Annotated in this window: 9 protein-coding genes and 1 pseudogene; 4 read left to right on the forward strand and 6 right to left on the reverse strand. The window is 64.4% G+C overall.

Annotated elements, in window-relative coordinates; all coding sequences use genetic code 11:
• Positions 1-101 (forward strand): annotated as a pseudogene (locus HLH48_RS00005) (IS5-like element ISMex42 family transposase); the annotation flags it as partial.
• 6 nt (positions 102-107) lie between these two features.
• Here HLH48_RS00005 and HLH48_RS00010 read toward each other — a convergent pair.
• The 3 genes from HLH48_RS00010 to choW all read right to left on the reverse strand — a co-directional run bounded on the left by HLH48_RS00010 (position 108) and on the right by choW (position 4,780).
• Positions 108-2,276: a TonB-dependent receptor gene (locus HLH48_RS00010; protein WP_246386657.1), complete on the reverse strand. Its 2,169-nt coding sequence runs from the start codon at positions 2,274-2,276 to the stop codon at positions 108-110.
• A 474-nt stretch (positions 2,277-2,750) separates the two neighbouring features.
• Positions 2,751-3,935: a quaternary amine ABC transporter ATP-binding protein gene (locus HLH48_RS00015; protein WP_182995454.1), complete on the reverse strand. Its 1,185-nt coding sequence runs from the start codon at positions 3,933-3,935 to the stop codon at positions 2,751-2,753.
• The gene (choW, locus tag HLH48_RS00020; RefSeq protein ID WP_182995455.1) at positions 3,932-4,780 is read right to left on the reverse strand and encodes a choline ABC transporter permease subunit; all 849 of its coding nucleotides are present in this window, start codon (positions 4,778-4,780) and stop codon (positions 3,932-3,934) included. The genes HLH48_RS00015 and choW overlap by 4 nt, the downstream gene beginning before the upstream one ends.
• A 166-nt stretch (positions 4,781-4,946) precedes the next feature.
• Between choW and betB the strand changes: the two genes are divergently transcribed.
• From betB to HLH48_RS00035, 3 genes are all read left to right on the forward strand, one after another.
• A complete protein-coding gene (gene betB, locus HLH48_RS00025) occupies positions 4,947-7,040 on the forward strand; it encodes a betaine-aldehyde dehydrogenase (protein WP_182995456.1) in 2,094 nt (697 codons plus the stop codon).
• On the forward strand, positions 7,040-8,707 hold the full coding sequence (gene betA, locus HLH48_RS00030; RefSeq protein ID WP_456305405.1) for a choline dehydrogenase: 1,668 nt from the start codon (positions 7,040-7,042) through the stop codon (positions 8,705-8,707). Before betB ends, betA begins: the two co-directional genes overlap by 1 nt.
• An 85-nt stretch (positions 8,708-8,792) precedes the next feature.
• A complete protein-coding gene (locus HLH48_RS00035) occupies positions 8,793-10,151 on the forward strand; it encodes an L-serine ammonia-lyase (RefSeq protein ID WP_182995457.1) in 1,359 nt (452 codons plus the stop codon).
• Between the two features lie 40 nt (positions 10,152-10,191).
• Here the strand turns inward: HLH48_RS00035 and HLH48_RS00040 are convergent, their stop codons facing one another.
• The 3 genes from HLH48_RS00040 to HLH48_RS00050 all read right to left on the reverse strand — a co-directional run bounded on the left by HLH48_RS00040 (position 10,192) and on the right by HLH48_RS00050 (position 15,117).
• Positions 10,192-11,022, reverse strand: a complete 831-nt coding sequence (locus HLH48_RS00040) for an aspartate dehydrogenase (RefSeq protein ID WP_182995458.1) — start codon at positions 11,020-11,022, stop codon at positions 10,192-10,194.
• Between the two features lie 108 nt (positions 11,023-11,130).
• A complete protein-coding gene (locus HLH48_RS00045) occupies positions 11,131-13,524 on the reverse strand; it encodes a TonB-dependent receptor (protein WP_182995459.1) in 2,394 nt (797 codons plus the stop codon).
• A 282-nt stretch (positions 13,525-13,806) separates the two neighbouring features.
• On the reverse strand, positions 13,807-15,117 hold the full coding sequence (locus HLH48_RS00050; protein ID WP_182995460.1) for an MFS transporter: 1,311 nt from the start codon (positions 15,115-15,117) through the stop codon (positions 13,807-13,809).
• Positions 15,118-15,129 lie beyond the last annotated feature (12 nt).

A 15,129-nucleotide genomic window follows, 5' to 3' on the forward strand; every position in this document is an offset into this window, starting at 1 on the left:
TCAAGGAGTGGCGCGCTGTCGCAACCAGATACGAAAAAACAGCAACGTCATTCCTCGCCGTCATACACATCGCTGCCGCTGCAGACTGGATCAAGATCTAACAGGCCCTAGAACTCGACGCTGACGGTGCCGAAATAGGTACGCGGCGAACCCGCGAGCGCCGACTGATAATCGCCCGAAAGCGGCAGACCATTCTCGCCGATCTGGGAAATATAGGAAATATTGGTCAGGTTGTAGATATTCAGGTCGAATTTCAGATTATGCAGCGGCCCGACCCTGCCGAAACGGTAGCTGGCCCCCAGCGACGTCAACCAGTAGCCGGGCACCGACATATCGTTGATGTAGCTGAAATAGCGCTTCGACATATAGTTGGCATTGGCATAAACGGTCGCTGCGCCATAAGTATAGGAAATATCGGCTTTGTACATGAATTGCGGAAACGCCACCACCTTCTTGCCCGCCAGCCCGTAGCTCATCCCCTCCGACATGATATTGTCGTCATATGTCGAGTGATTGTAGCTGATACTGTTGGTAATCGAGAGGTTCCGGATCGGACGCAGCGTCAGGGCCGCATCGACGCCATACATGCCGACTCCGCCGACATCGATCGGGGTCGATACCGGGTCGGTAATCGGGCCGGATGTCAGGTTCTGGATTCTGTTGGAAAAATCGGCATGATACAGGTTCAGCGACCCGCTGACGATCCGCGCGTTATAGCGATACCCGACATCATAGACCCAGGCCGTCTCGGGCCGCAGCGTATTTTTCAGGCTGTCGAACGTCGCCTGGTTGGCAAATCCGCCGAAGGTCGAACCCAGTTGATACCCGCCATAGCTATAGGCCCGCATGTTGCGGGCAATATCGAAATAGAGTTCATGGCCGGGCAGAAACCGCCACACGCCGTTGAAATGCGGCAGAAACGCCTTGGCGCTGGTCATGCTGCCGTTCACAAGCTGGTCCTGCCCGGTATAGGCGGCGTCATTGGCCGTGGCGCCGCCCACCGTCGTCACCAGCATGGATTTGAACCCGGCCTTCAGCGTCAGGCTGGCCAGCGGCCGATAGGTATCCTCAAGATGGAACTGGAAACTATTGGTATTGAAATTCTCGCCCCAGTTGTGCTGGAACGGCGCGCCGAAATTCCCCAGCACCCCGCTGACCGGCGTCCCCTGGCCCAGGAGCGGCTCCTGATACATGTTCTGATCGATACCATACCGGTTATTCTCGTACCAGACGCCGGCATCGATCGTATGCCGCGCGACCTCGTATTCCAGCGCGGTCGTAAAGCCGAATTTCCGGTTGCCTGAGGCATTGACCTGTTCGGACAGCGGCGCGCCGTCGGGCGAGCGAACGTAAGGCGTCGTCCAGGTTCCCCACTGGTTCGCGGCCTGACCATAGGCCACGGAATTCCACGCCAGATGCCGGGTCAGGACCAGATGGGCATTGATGCCCCCCAGATAGCCGGAGGAATGCGTCACGCCGTCGAAATAGGAAGCATCGAGCGCATCGCCGCCCGCCGCGTCATAGGCGGCGAGCGCGCCGCTGAACGTGCCTTCAGCCGCCAGATAGGCGCGGGTATAATCGGGATAATAATAATCGTTGCGATGGCCCAGATCCCTCAACATGCCGATCGTCTGGTCGGCATAATTGAACTGGGTCGCGTCATTCCAGTTGAAGAATATTTTTACAGTGCTCTCCTGCCCGATGGGCTGGACGAGCTTGGCATTCACCTGCTGGTCGAACTGCTCGCCGTGCCCTTTCCATTTATCGCCGTCGGACCGGGCATAGGAAACGGTGAATTTGGTGCCCGAGGCATTCAGCCTGCCGCTGTCGACCCGTCCGAAGGTCCGAAAGGAATTGTAGCTTCCGAACATCTGCGCGATCTTGCCGCCGAAATGGTCGGCGGGGTCGCGCGAGACGATCTGGATCGAACCGCCGAGATTCGTCGTCGCCGGCAGCGCCACGTCCCCACCGCCGTCCGAGACATCCATCCGCTCGATATTGTCCGACAGGATCGAGAAATTGATGCTCTGGCCGTTATACGGCAGGTACGTCTGCGCCCCCAGCGGCACGCCATCCAGCGTCACGCCCAACTGGTCCTGCTGGAAACCGCGCATATACAGGCTGGAGCCCCACGTATCGACACCCAGCGGATCGTTGGCCACGAAATTGATGCCCGGCCTGCGCGCCAGCATCATCATCGGGCTGCTCCCCTGCACGAACCTGTCCATTTCCACGCGGGTCATGGTTTCCGTCGCGCCATAGCCGCTACGCCGCATCGTGGTCACCGTAAGGTCTTCGCTCGAAGGCGAACGAACAGCCACACGCTTCCCGGCCGGCCGCCCCGCCGCGACAGCCTTGCCGCCCGGCGCCCCGGACGACACCGCCCGCACCCTCGGTACCGGGCGATGCTTCGATCCGCCCACCTTGCCGGCGCCAGAAGCCGCGTGCGCGCGAAAAGCGGCCCCTGGCGGCACGGCGATACACGAGGTCAAAAGAAGGAACGACAGGATTTTTCTCGCATTCATGACGATACCCATCTCCGGTTGATCCGCTACGCGATCCGGCAGAACGCCGCCAGGAGCTGAATGCTCGTTCAATTATTGCCATTTCGAAATAATGAATCCGCCAGTTTCCGGAAGAAATACGACACCTCCCGCCGGATGGAAAACGGGAGCCAACCGACCTGAACATCTATTCAATATACGATCGAAACCACGCGCGGAGCCGCAGCCGGCCATGCGAACAGGCCGCTATTCAGGCCGGAAGCGCGCCTCGCCGCACAGCGCCTGAAGAATATCGGCATCGTCGCACAGGCCGGCAAGCCGCCCATCGACCTCCACCAGCACCGGCAGGCCGCTGCGCTGGCGCAGGGCGACGATCTCGCCCAGGCTCAACTGGGCGGGCACGACACACAGCGCCCCCGGCTGCCATTCGCCATGCGGCCGGATCGGCAGCGGCCGGCCGGCCAGTCGCGCGGTCGCACTTTCCGGCGCGACGGCGATGCGCCCACCATCCAGCATCCCGTCCGCCAGACGCGGCAGATCCTCGAAACGCCGCATGACGGCGGTGGCCACGATGGTCGGCAGCGGGTTCATGTGCCGGATGAATTCCGCGACATAGGCATTGACCGGGCGCAGGGCGATATCGTCGGGCGTGCCGGTCTGGACGATCCGCCCCTCGCGCATGATCGTGATGCGACTGCCGATCTTCAGCGCCTCGTCGATATCGTGGCTGACGAACAGGATCGTCTTCTTCAGCCGCTTCTGAAGATCCATCAGCTCGTCCTGCAATTTCCGGCGGATCAGCGGGTCGAGCGCGGAAAACGGTTCGTCCATCAGCAGGATGTCAGCATCGGTCGCGAACGCGCGCGCCAGGCCGACACGCTGCTGCATGCCGCCCGACAATTCATGGACATAGGCATCGGCCCAGTTCGACAGGCCGACCAGGTCCAGCTTCTCGGCGACGACATCGCGCCGGATCGCGGGCGCCATGCCGCGCAGTTCCAGGCCGAACCCCACATTGTCGCGCACGGTCCGCCACGGCAGCAGGCCGAATTGCTGAAAGACCATGGCGATGCGCGTCTTGCGCAGGGTGCGCAGCGTATCGTCGTCGCAGCGCGCGATATCCAGCCACGCCAGGCCGTTGCCGATCCGCACCTCGCCGCGCACCGGCCGATTCAGCCGGTTGGCCGCCCGCAGCAGGGTCGATTTGCCCGAGCCGGACAACCCCATCAGCACGCTGATCTCACCCCGCGCCACCGCCAGGTTGGCGCCCGCCACCCCCACCGTCACCTTCAGGGCACGGCCGATCTCCTCGCGCGTTTCGCCGGCGTCCAGCCGCGCCAGCGCCGCCTCGATCGCGCCCCGGCGATTGCCGCGGTCGAACAGGATATCGACATCGCGGAATTCGAGCGCCGCGTTGACCTCCTCACTCACGATGCCTGGTCCTTCGGGCGACAGACCCGGTCGAGCATGATGGCCATCAGCACGATGACGAACCCGGACTCGAACCCGACATCGACCTGCACGGTATTGAGCGCCCGCACCACCGGCACCCCCAGCCCGCCGGCTCCGACCAGCGCCGCGATCACGACCATCGACAGGCTGAGCATGATGCACTGCGTCAGCCCCGCCTGGATCATCGGCATGGCGGCGGGCAGCTCGATCTTCCACAGGATCTGGCGCTCCGTGGCGCCGAAGGCCTCGCCGGCCTCGATCAGCGACCGGGGCACCCGGGTAATGCCCATCTGGGTCATGCGGATCGGCGCCGGCACGGCGAAGATGATGGTGGAGATCATGCCCGGCACGGTCCCCAGGCCGAACAGGATCAGGGTCGGAATCAGATAGACGAATGTCGGCAGGGTCTGCATCAGGTCCAGCAGCGGTTGCAGCACATGCGCCAGCCGGGGCCGATGGGCACAGGCGATTCCCAAAGGCACGCCGATCACCATGCAGAACAGGGTCGAGAACAGGATGAGCGACAGCGTCGCCATCGTCTCGTTCCAATAGCCCTGATTGATGATGAACAGCAGCCCCAGCGCAACCATCACCACCAGGCCCGCCGACCGGCGCGCGTACCACGCCCCGGCCATGGCCGCCGCCACAAGCAGCAGGGGCGGCATGTCCAGCAGCAGCATGGTCAGGCCGTCGGCGCAGAAACCGACGACATCCGTAATGACATCGAACACGCCAAGACCATGTTTCTTGATGACGTCCACCACGGCCGCCATGGCGGCTCCTACCGGAATCTTATGATTCGCAATCCAATGTTCCGGCGCCATGATCCGCGCGACCCCCGCCTGTCGGTGTGCGATATCGCAGAGTCGATACCCCTTCGAACCCGGTACATATAACGATATGAAACCGGAACATGATAGAGATGATTCCGACCTTCATCGGGATGAAATCGACATTGAACGTCCGTTCAATTCATGCCAGATTGCGCGCATGAAACAGCCCATCCCCTCCCTCACGCCGATCGAGCTGAAACGTCGCGGGGAGCTCGTGGCCGCGACGCGCGACGTTCTGGTCTCCCATGGCTATGCCGGGGCGACGGTGGCCCGCATCGCCCGCCATGCCGGCGTTTCCCCCGCCCTTCTGGTCCATTATTTCGGCGACAAGGATACGCTGCTGGCGCTGGCCTTCCGGGGCACGGCCGCCGCCCTGTCGGCCGACGTCGCGCGGGCCGTGCGCGCGGCCCGCGGGCCACGGGCCCGGCTGGAGGCCCTGGTCGGCGCCTGCCTGGGGGGGGACCAGTTCACCACCCGCCAGGTCGCCATCTGGCTGGCCCTGTGGGGCCAGGCGGTCCATGTCCCGACACTGGGCCGGATCCAGCATGCCTACCAGTCCCGCATGCTGTCGAACCTGCGCTACGATCTCGGGCACCTGCTGCCGCCGCAGCAGGCCCGTGCCGTCGCCGACACGCTGGCCTCGCTGATCGACGGCACCTGGCTGCGCGCGGCCCTGGCCCCGCCCGCGACGTTCGACAGCCGCCTCCCCCGCCAGCAGGTCCTCGCCTTCCTCCATGGCCAGATCGGTACCGAAACGGCCTCCTCGCCACCTCCCGCGATCCTGCGCGGCGCGCCGGACGCGCCATGCACAAGCTGGATCGACGGCCGCCCCGTCACCGGCGGCGGCCCACGGTTCGAAACCCGCAATCCGGCGACGAACGCGGTCCTGGCCGAGGTCGAGGAAGCCGGCGAGCTCCTGGTCGCCCAGGCCATCGAGGCGGCGGCGCGCGGGCAGGTGGAATGGGCGGCCCGCACCGGCGCCGAGCGGGCGCGCATCCTGCGCCGCGCCGCCGACCTGCTGCGCCGCGACAATGCGGCCCTCGCCCGGCTCGAAACGCTGGACACCGGCAAGCCGATCGCCGAGACATCGAGCGTGGACGTCGCGTCCGGCGCCGACGCGCTGGAGTATTTCGCCGCCCTGGCCGCGACGATGACCGGCGATTGCGTCGATCTCGGCCCCACGGCCTTCGGCTACACGCGGCGCGAGCCGCTGGGGATCGTGGCCGGCATCGGCGCCTGGAACTACCCGATCCAGATCGCATGCTGGAAGGCCGCGCCCGCCCTCGCCTGCGGCAACGCGATGATCTTCAAGCCCGCCGAGCTGACGCCGCTGACGGCGGCCCGCCTGGCGGCGATCTTTAGCGAGGCCGGCCTGCCCGACGGCGTCTTCAACGTCGTGCAGGGCACGCGCGAAACCGGGCAGTTGCTCACCCGCGCCCCGCGCATCCGCAAGGTCTCCCTGACCGGCGAGGTCGGAACCGGCCGCCGGGTGATGGCCGACGCGGCGGCGACGCTCAAATATGTCACGCTGGAACTGGGCGGCAAATCGCCGCTGATCGTCTTCGACGACGCCGATCTCGACAACGCGGTCTCCGCCGCGCTGCTGGGCAATTTCTATTCGGCCGGCGAGGTCTGTTCCAACGCCACCCGCGTCTTCGTGCAGGCCGGCATCCGCGACCGCTTCCTGGCCCGGTTGAAGGCACGCGTCTCGGCGATGACGGTGGGCGACCCCCTCGACCCGAAGACCGATGTCGGCGCGCTGATCTCCGAGGACCATATGCGCAAGGTCCTGTCCTATATCGCGGCGGGCCGGAAGGAAGGCGCCACGCTCCTGGCCGGCGGCCGGCGCGTGCAGCGCGGCACCCTGCGCCACGGCGCCTTCGTCGAGCCCACGGTGTTCGCCAACTGCCACGACGACATGACGATCGTGCGCGAGGAAATCTTCGGCCCCGTGATGGCGGTGCTCGATTTCACCGACGAGGACGAAGCGGTCGCCCGCGCCAACGCCACCCCGTTCGGCCTGGCCGCCGGCGTCTTCACCCGCGACCTGGCCCGCGCGCACCGGGTGATCGCGCGGCTGGAGGCCGGCACCTGCTGGATCAACCAGTACAACGTCACACCGATCGAACTGCCGTTCGGCGGCTACAAACAGTCCGGCCTGGGCCGCGAGAACAGCCGCGCGGCGCTCGATCACTATACCCAGATCAAGAGCGTCTACGTGGCGCTGGGCGATATCGAGGCACCCTACTGATGCGGGAATTCGACTATATCATCGTCGGCGCCGGCTCGGCCGGCTGCGTGCTGGCCAACCGCCTGACCGAGGATGGGCGCAGCCGCGTGCTGCTGCTGGAATTCGGCGGCAGCGACCGCTCGGTCATCGTGCAGATGCCCAGCGCCCTGGCCATGCCGATGCATTCCAGACGCTTCAACTGGTTCTACGAAAGCGAGCCGGAACCGCACCTGGACGGCCGGCGCATGCACACGCCGCGCGGCAAGGGTCTGGGCGGCTCCTCCTCGATCAACGGCATGGTCTATGTGCGCGGCCACGCCCTGGATTTCCAGGAATGGGAGGATATGGGCGCGGCCGGCTGGGGCTACCGCCATGTCCTGCCCTATTTCCGCCGCGCGGAGGATTGCGCCGAGGGCGAGGATTCCTATCGCGGCCGCGGCGGCCCGCTGCACACGCAGTACGGCACGCTGGACAATCCCCTGCACGAGGCCTGGATGAAGGCGGGCGAGCAGGCCGGCTACGGCCGCACCGGCGATTACAACGGCTTCCGCCAGGAAGGCTTCGACCGGATGAGCATGACGGTCCATCGCGGACGGCGCTGGAGCACCGCCAACGCCTATCTGCGCCCGGCGCTCGGGCGCGCCAATCTCACGCTCGAAACCCACGCCCGCGCCACGCGCCTGCTGTTCGAGGGCACCCGCGCCACCGGCCTGGTCTATACGCGCCACGGCACGTCCCACACCGCACGCGCGACGCGCGAAATCATCCTCTGCGGCGGCCCGATCAATTCGCCGCAGCTCCTGAAACTGTCGGGCATCGGCCCGGCGGCGGAACTGCGCGCCCACGGCATCGCGGTCCTGGCCGACCGGCCGGGCGTGGGCGAGAACCTCCAGGACCATCTGGAATTCTATTTCCAGGTCGCCTGCCGCCAGCCGGTCACCCTCTATTCGGCCATGTCGCCCTGGGCGAAGGCGCGGATCGGCCTGCGCTGGCTGCTGTTCAAGGACGGGCTGGGCGCGACCAACCATTTCGAAAGCTGCGGCTTCATCCGCAGCCGCGCCGGCATCCGCTACCCCGACATCCAGTTCCATTTCCTGCCGCTGGCCGTCACCTATGACGGCAAGGGCCTGGCCCGGGGCCACGGCTACCAGGCCCATGTCGGGCCGATGCGCTCCAGGAGCCGGGGCCGGGTGCGCCTGCGCTCGGCCGACCCGGCGGAAAAACCGGTCATCCAGTTCAACTATATGAGCCACCCGGACGACTGGACGGACATGCGCGCCTGCGTGCGCCTGACGCGCGAGATCTTCGCCCAGCCGGCCTTCGACCCCTACCGGGGCGAGGAACTGCAACCCGGCGCCGCCTGCCAGACCGACGAGCAGATCGACGCCTTCATCCGCCGCAAGGTCGAAAGCGCGCTCCACCCCTCCTGCACCTGCAAGATGGGCGCGGAAGACGACCCGATGGCCGTCGTCGATCCCCAGACGCGCGTCATCGGGGTGGAGGGGCTGCGGGTGGTCGATTCCTCGATCATGCCGCGCGTCACCAACGGCAACCTCAACGGCCCGACGATCATGATCGCGGAAAAGGCCGCCGATCACATCAGAGGTCTGCCACCGCTCCCCGCCTCCAACGCCCCGTTCTTCGAAGCCCCTGACTGGCAGACCCGGCAACGTACCGGCGCCCCCTGACCGGCGCGCATCCTGTCGCTTTCCGCATGGAAGGTGACGCGCGCCTCCTTGTGCCGAGCGGGCCACCGGCGCACCATCGCGCCCCATGATCAGTCTCTTCGACCTCTTCAAGATCGGCATCGGCCCGTCCTCGTCCCATACGGTCGGGCCGATGCGGGCCGCCCGGCGTTTCACCGCGACTCTCGATCCCGCGATGCCGGTCGCGCGGCTGCGCGTCACGCTCTATGGCTCGCTGGCCTGGACCGCCAGCGGCCACGCCACAGACAAGGCCGTCATCCTCGGCCTGGCCGGCGAAACGCCGGAGAACGTCGATCCCGATGCCGCCGATGAAATCGTCCGCCGGATCGGTACCGACCGCACGGTACTGCTCCACGGCCGCGCCGTGGCGTTCGACCCTGCCCGGGATATCGTGCTTGACCGCGACACGATCCCGCCGGTCCACCCCAACACCTTGCAGTTCGAAGCCCTCTCCGCCGAGGGCGCGGTGCTGGAAACCGCGCGCTTCTGCTCGGTCGGCGGCGGCTTCATCGTGTCCGAGGATGCGACGAAACAGGCCGGCTACGCCCAGCCCGACATGAAGCTGGATTTCGCCAGCGGCATTGAACTGCTGGAACGCACACGCGAAAGCGGCCTGAGCATCGCGGGCGTCGTCCTGGCCAACGAGTCCGCCCTGCGCCCCGATGCCGAGGTCGCCGCCTATCTGGACCGGATCATCGACACCATGATGGCCTGCGTCGAGCGCGGCCTGGTCCAGCACGGCACGCTGCCCGGCCGGATCAAGGTCCGTCGCCGCGCGGCGGCGCTCTACGAACGGTTGCAGGACCGCGCGCGCCTCAACCAGCGCCCCCCACATGAGGCGATGGACTGGGTCAGCCTGTTCGCCATCGCGGTGAATGAGGAAAACGCCGCCGGCGGCCGCGTCGTCACCGCACCAACCAACGGCGCGGCAGGCGTGATCCCGGCCGTCCTGCGCTATTACCGCGATTTCTGCCCCGATGCCTCGCGCCAGGGCCTGCATGATTTCCTGCTGACGGCAGCCGCCATCGGCGGATTGTTCAAGCTCAACGCTTCGATCTCGGGCGCCGAAGTCGGCTGCCAGGGCGAAGTCGGGGTGGCCTCATCGATGGCGGCGGCGGGTCTGGCAGCGGCACTGGGCGCGACCCCACTCCAGATCGAGAACGCCGCCGAGATCGGTATGGAACATCATCTGGGCATGACGTGCGACCCGGTCGCGGGCCTGGTGCAGATCCCCTGCATCGAACGCAACGCCTTCGGCGCGGTGAAGGCGATCAACGCCGCCTCGCTGGCCATGCATGGCGACGGCGCGCATCATGTCTCGCTGGATCAGGTCATCCGCACCATGGCGGAAACCGGGCGGGACATGAACCATCGCTACAAGGAAACGGCGCTGGGCGGTCTCGCGGTCAATTTCCCCGAATGCTGAGTCTCATCCCCACTCCCGGCACGTCAGCACGCCCCGCCCCTCAACTCCCGATACGAACCGGCGATACCAGATCGCGCAGGCAGGAAACGATGGAACGCGGCGTCAACTGACCGCTGCGGGGATTCTCCGCATTAGGCACGATTTCGATCGTCGCGATGAAACGCGCGGAATCGGCGTCGACAGTAATGGTGTGGATATTGCGATCCACCGCCGGGTCGGCAATCACGCAGACGGTCGTGCGCTCCGGCCCCACCCCGGCCAAGGCCAGGGCAGCCGCCACGTTGGTATTGGCCGGGAACGCGATGGCCGCTTCATCCGCCGTGCCGGAAAAGATCACGGCAGGCGCGGTCATGGCGTGGAGATCGATCCCATGCGCGACGATATGCGGCGCCCCCGCCAGGCTGTCGGGCGATTTGCGGGTATCGATCCGGATCGAAACGACCTGGCCCTCACAGACGGCCTTGATCGCATCCAGCCCCGGAATGGCCCCGCTGGGCACCAGAATCCGCCCCCCACTGGCACGGGCCAGATCGATCAACGCCATGTTGGACAGAAGCGCCCCCGCCGACGCCACGACCAGCGTCGCTCCCCGCTCCAGGGTCGGCCGCGCGACATCGGCGAGCAGGCGCGACGGCAGCATTTCGACCACCACGTCACACGCCGCCAGCGAGGCCAGATCCCCAACGGGCGGCGGATGCACCAGAGCGGCCAGCCGCTCGCGCGCCCGCTCCTGATCGGCAGCCGCAACAGCCGCAAGCTCAAGCCCCGGAATCCCGGCATCCAGCAGCCTCGCCACCTGAATGCCGATGGAACCAAGGCCGGCCAGCCCGATACGCAGGGAACGGGAACCCGGATAAGGGGCAAAGTGCATGGTCGGAATTCCAGACAAGGAAGAGAAACCGAAAGCAGACCCTGCGTGGATCAGATTCCACGCAGGGCTCACCACTTCATTTCAGACGGCGGAACCAGAGTTCCAGCATCAGAAATTGGCCGTCAGGCTCAGGCCGATCGTGGCCGGCGGTGACGAGTTCACATAGAGCGGCTGCGCGGAAGAACTGACGCGTCCCGACACACGGGTCTGGCGATTGAGGATGTTGTTGGCATAGAGCTGCGCGCTGTAGCGCCCGAACGTGATGCCCATATTGATGTTCGCGATGAACCATCCTCCCAGATAGGCATAGTTGGGGCTGGCACGGTCGAAGGCCGTCGTGCGACCGCTCTGATAGGCGACGTCACCGCGAATGAAGCTCTCATGCCTCATGACGTCGAACGTATAGGTGGCATTTCCATTCAGGGTCCAGCGCGGCACATAGGGCAGATCATCGCCCGCATGCGTCTGGTTGACCGGGTCCGGCTGGTAGGGCTGGCTGCCGACCAGATGCGCATCGGTATAATTCACGCCCATCCCGATCTGGAGCGCCTGAACAGGGCGCGCCGCCAATTCGGCCTCAAAACCGGTGGCCTCCGCCGAACCGGCATTCACGATATAGGCGAACGCCCCCGTCGGATCTGTGCCCTGCTGCTGCATGTTCGACCAGTTCATGCGATAGAATGCACCATCGAGCGTTACACGATTATGCCACCACGCCGTTTTCCAGCCAAGTTCGTAATCCCAGACAGTATCGGGCGCATACGGCGCCGGCTGGAAGACGGCAAAGCCCACCGGCAGGTTCGGCCCCCCGATGCGATATCCTTCCGCCGCTTCGACATAAACCATGGCATGCGGCATGATGTCATAGGAAATCAGCGCTTTTCCGGTTGCCGAATTTTCCGAATCCGATTGCGACGGATAGAATTGCGGGTCATAGGGCCCCTGATAGGACCGCAATTGTTCCGACGCGACATCACGCTGCACCTGGAAGACCCGGACGCCACCCGTTATCTTCAATTTTTTCGTTATAGGATAAGTTAACTCGCCGAATTCCGCGATCTGCTGGGTATTGTCCCAGTTCGCCCGCGCCAGCACCGATGTCGGTGCCCAGCCGTCACTGTTCCTGTCGAAATAACCGTACGGATCCACCCCGCCGTAATTGAGGGCGAACTTGTTCTGGCGCATCTGGTAGAAGACGCCACCGGTCCACTGGATCCTGCTGTGAGCGGGTGCCGAAAGCCGCACTTCCGCCGTCCACGCATTGACAACCTGATTGTCCTGGACCGCATTGATCTTGCCGTCGGCAAGGTTCGTCATGTATTCGGACAGGGGATAGCACGCCAGAAAATTCGCGTCGGCTCCGCTGCAATTGCTGTTCGTATAATTGTACGACGTGTCGTGGGTATAGGTCATCTTGCGCTCCTGCCACGACGCGGTCGCGGTCAGGGTCGCCCACTTCATATGGGTGGTCGAAATCAGGTTGTATGCCTGGAACTGGTCTGTATATGGCTGCTTGATCATGCTCGCCGCAGCCCATTTGTTGTGGGCGGCATCGATATAGGACGGATTCAGATTGGACAGATCACCGACACTGGTATTCTGACGATAGCCGATGAAATCGATGGTCCACTTCTCCATCGGCTTGTAACGGATATTCAGCCGCCCGCCCGCATTCTCAACCCAGTTCGTCTTGTCCTGCTGGAGATAATATTCCTTGATCCAGCCGGAATTGCTGTCGCGATAGGCCGACAGACGAATGGACAGCTTGTCCTTGATGATCGGTATGTTGATTGTACCATTTTCGGAATTATTGAACCCTCCCCCGGCATAGGTGGAAAGGGACGTGTTGACCTGACCACTGAATTTTTCCAGATTCGGCCTTTCCGAGATGATCCGGATCGTTCCCCCCTCGGAGCCGGAACCGTAGAGCGTTCCCTGAGGCCCTTTCAGAACCTCCACCTGCTGCATGTCCCATAATTTGACATCGGGTTGTGCCGCTCCGGCGTCCGTATTTTCGCCGGTAAACCCGACGACGGGAATTTCATCGAGATACAGGCCGACCTGCGGCTCCCCCGCGGCGGTCAGATTGCGAATGGCATATCGCTTCTGGCCCGGCCCCTGGTCCTGAATGCTCAGTCCCGGCACCTGAACGAAATAATCCGAGATCGTCTGGGCATGAATCTGCTCCAGAGTACGCCGGCTGATCGCGTCGATCGCCATCGGCGTATGCTGAACGCCGGTGTTGCGCCGGGTTGCCGACACCGTCACCTCTTCCAGCCCCTGGGCCTCGTGGCGCGCCGGCACGGTGGGAACAGCCGCAACGACAGGAGCCGAATGGGCTGGCGGATGGACCGTGGCCACCGGAGAGGCCCGCCCTTTCCCACGGGTCTGATCCGGCGCCGTCGCCGCCAGGGCGGGCAGTGCGAACGCGCAGGGGCCGACGCCCAGTAGCAGGGCCGTCCGCAGGGTCTGGCGCGTTATACCAAATAGGGCGTTACGCATGTTTTTACCCCGAATCATCATGTGGTTTTGTTTTATCGCATATCGAAACGACATTACGATATCGTTTTGACATCGTCATGTAGGCATATACGAATATAAAAACTATTTGAAGTTTTTTTGTATACATTTGGAAATTATAAAATACTTTTGAGTCAGAAAACATGCAGGCAGCCGAAAGCCGGGCCGATTGAGCCCGGATCGGGACATCCCAGCTTCAAGGACAGTCGAAAAAATTCCGCTCAAGAAACAAATAAGTCCCGGCGATGCCGCCGGGCCCCGCTATCACGCCGCCGGGCGCGCCCTCTGTCCGGTCTCGGGCAGCAGCATGGTCGCGATCATCACCAGCAGATAACTGGCGAGACAGACCCAGAGCAGCGCCGCGCCGATCCCGATCCCATGGGCAAGCGCCCCCACCAGCGCGACACCCGAAGCAGCCCCCAGGCGCCCGGCGCTGTAAGCGAAGCTGGTACCGCTGGCACGAATCTGCGTGGGAAACAGTTCGGAAAAGAAGGTGCCCATGCCGCCATAAAGCCCCTGGGAGAAGAAGCCGAGCGGGAACCCCGCCACCAGCAGCGCCCAGCCCGGCATCGGGATACAGAGATAAGCCGTCAGGATGGCGATGCTGCCGGTCACGTAGATGAAGAAATTGGGCCGCCGGCCCCGGGCGTCCGACAGATAGGCGCTGCCGATATACCCGAAGAACGCACCCGCCGTCAGCACGATCACATAGAGCCCGGTCGCAGCGGGGGAAAGGTGGCGCGACAGGGTCAGATAGGCGGGCAGCCAGGTCGAGATGCCCAGGCCGCTGGTCTGCACACCCAGCGCCAGAAGCGTGGACAATGTCGTGTGGCGCAGAATGGCAGGGCGGAAGATGTCGTGGATCTTCATCCGCGCAGCGCGCTCGATCGCCTGCTCGCGGCATTCCTTGTAGATTTCGGGTTCGTCCACATGGCGGCGGATGACGATCAGCAGTAGGCCAGGGAGGATGCCCGACCAGAACACGGCACGCCAGGCAATGGTTTCGGGCAGCAGCGCGATCGCGACACTGGCAATTACGGCCGCCAGAGCCCAGCCTACGGCCACGCCACTCTGTAGGCACCCTACGGCACGCCCCCGATTCTGATGTCCCACGATCTCGGCCATCAGCACCACACCCGCGGTGATCTCGCCGCCGAAGCCGAACCCCTGGATCGTCCGGCAAATGAACAACTGGTCGTAGCTGGTGGCGAATCCGCTGAGAAAAGTGAACACGGAATAGATGACGATCGTAAACTGCATCGCCTTCACGCGCCCGAACCAGTCGCCCAGCAGGCCCGTGATCCAGCCGCCGGCCGCCGCCGCATACAAGGCGGCACTGCCCAGCAGTCCGGCCTGCGCCGGGGCGACATGCCAGGCCTTCATCAGCACGGGGATCAGGAAGCTGAAGATGCGCAGGTCCATCGCATCCAGCGCCACGCCGCCATAGCAGCTCCAGAACGTAATCTTCTCGACCTTCGACAGGCCCGTGTACCAGGCGAAGGGGCCGGCACCGAACCACACGCTCGGCGATGCGGTCACGGGGACGGCGGACGTCTCGACATCGACGAGGGGCATGCTGCGATCCTT

The sequence above is a fragment of the Gluconacetobacter sacchari genome (genome assembly GCF_014174255.1).
Taxonomy (GTDB): Bacteria; Pseudomonadota; Alphaproteobacteria; order Acetobacterales; family Acetobacteraceae; genus Gluconacetobacter; species Gluconacetobacter sacchari.

Bases quoted from the DNA above. Each gene is read 5' to 3' on its own strand.
- HLH48_RS00010 (WP_246386657.1), bottom strand. From the start codon at position 2,276: ATGCGGCGTAGCGGCTATGGCGCGACGGAAACCATGACCCGCGTGGAA.
- choW (WP_182995455.1), bottom strand. From the start codon at position 4,780: ATGGCGCCGGAACATTGGATTGCGAATCATAAGATTCCGGTAGGAGCC.
- betB (WP_182995456.1), top strand. From the start codon at position 4,947: ATGAAACAGCCCATCCCCTCCCTCACGCCGATCGAGCTGAAACGTCGC.
- betA (WP_456305405.1), top strand. From the start codon at position 7,040: ATGCGGGAATTCGACTATATCATCGTCGGCGCCGGCTCGGCCGGCTGC.
- HLH48_RS00035 (WP_182995457.1), top strand. From the start codon at position 8,793: ATGATCAGTCTCTTCGACCTCTTCAAGATCGGCATCGGCCCGTCCTCG.
- HLH48_RS00040 (WP_182995458.1), bottom strand. From the start codon at position 11,022: ATGCACTTTGCCCCTTATCCGGGTTCCCGTTCCCTGCGTATCGGGCTG.
- HLH48_RS00045 (WP_182995459.1), bottom strand. From the start codon at position 13,524: ATGCGTAACGCCCTATTTGGTATAACGCGCCAGACCCTGCGGACGGCC.
- HLH48_RS00050 (WP_182995460.1), bottom strand. From the start codon at position 15,117: ATGCCCCTCGTCGATGTCGAGACGTCCGCCGTCCCCGTGACCGCATCG.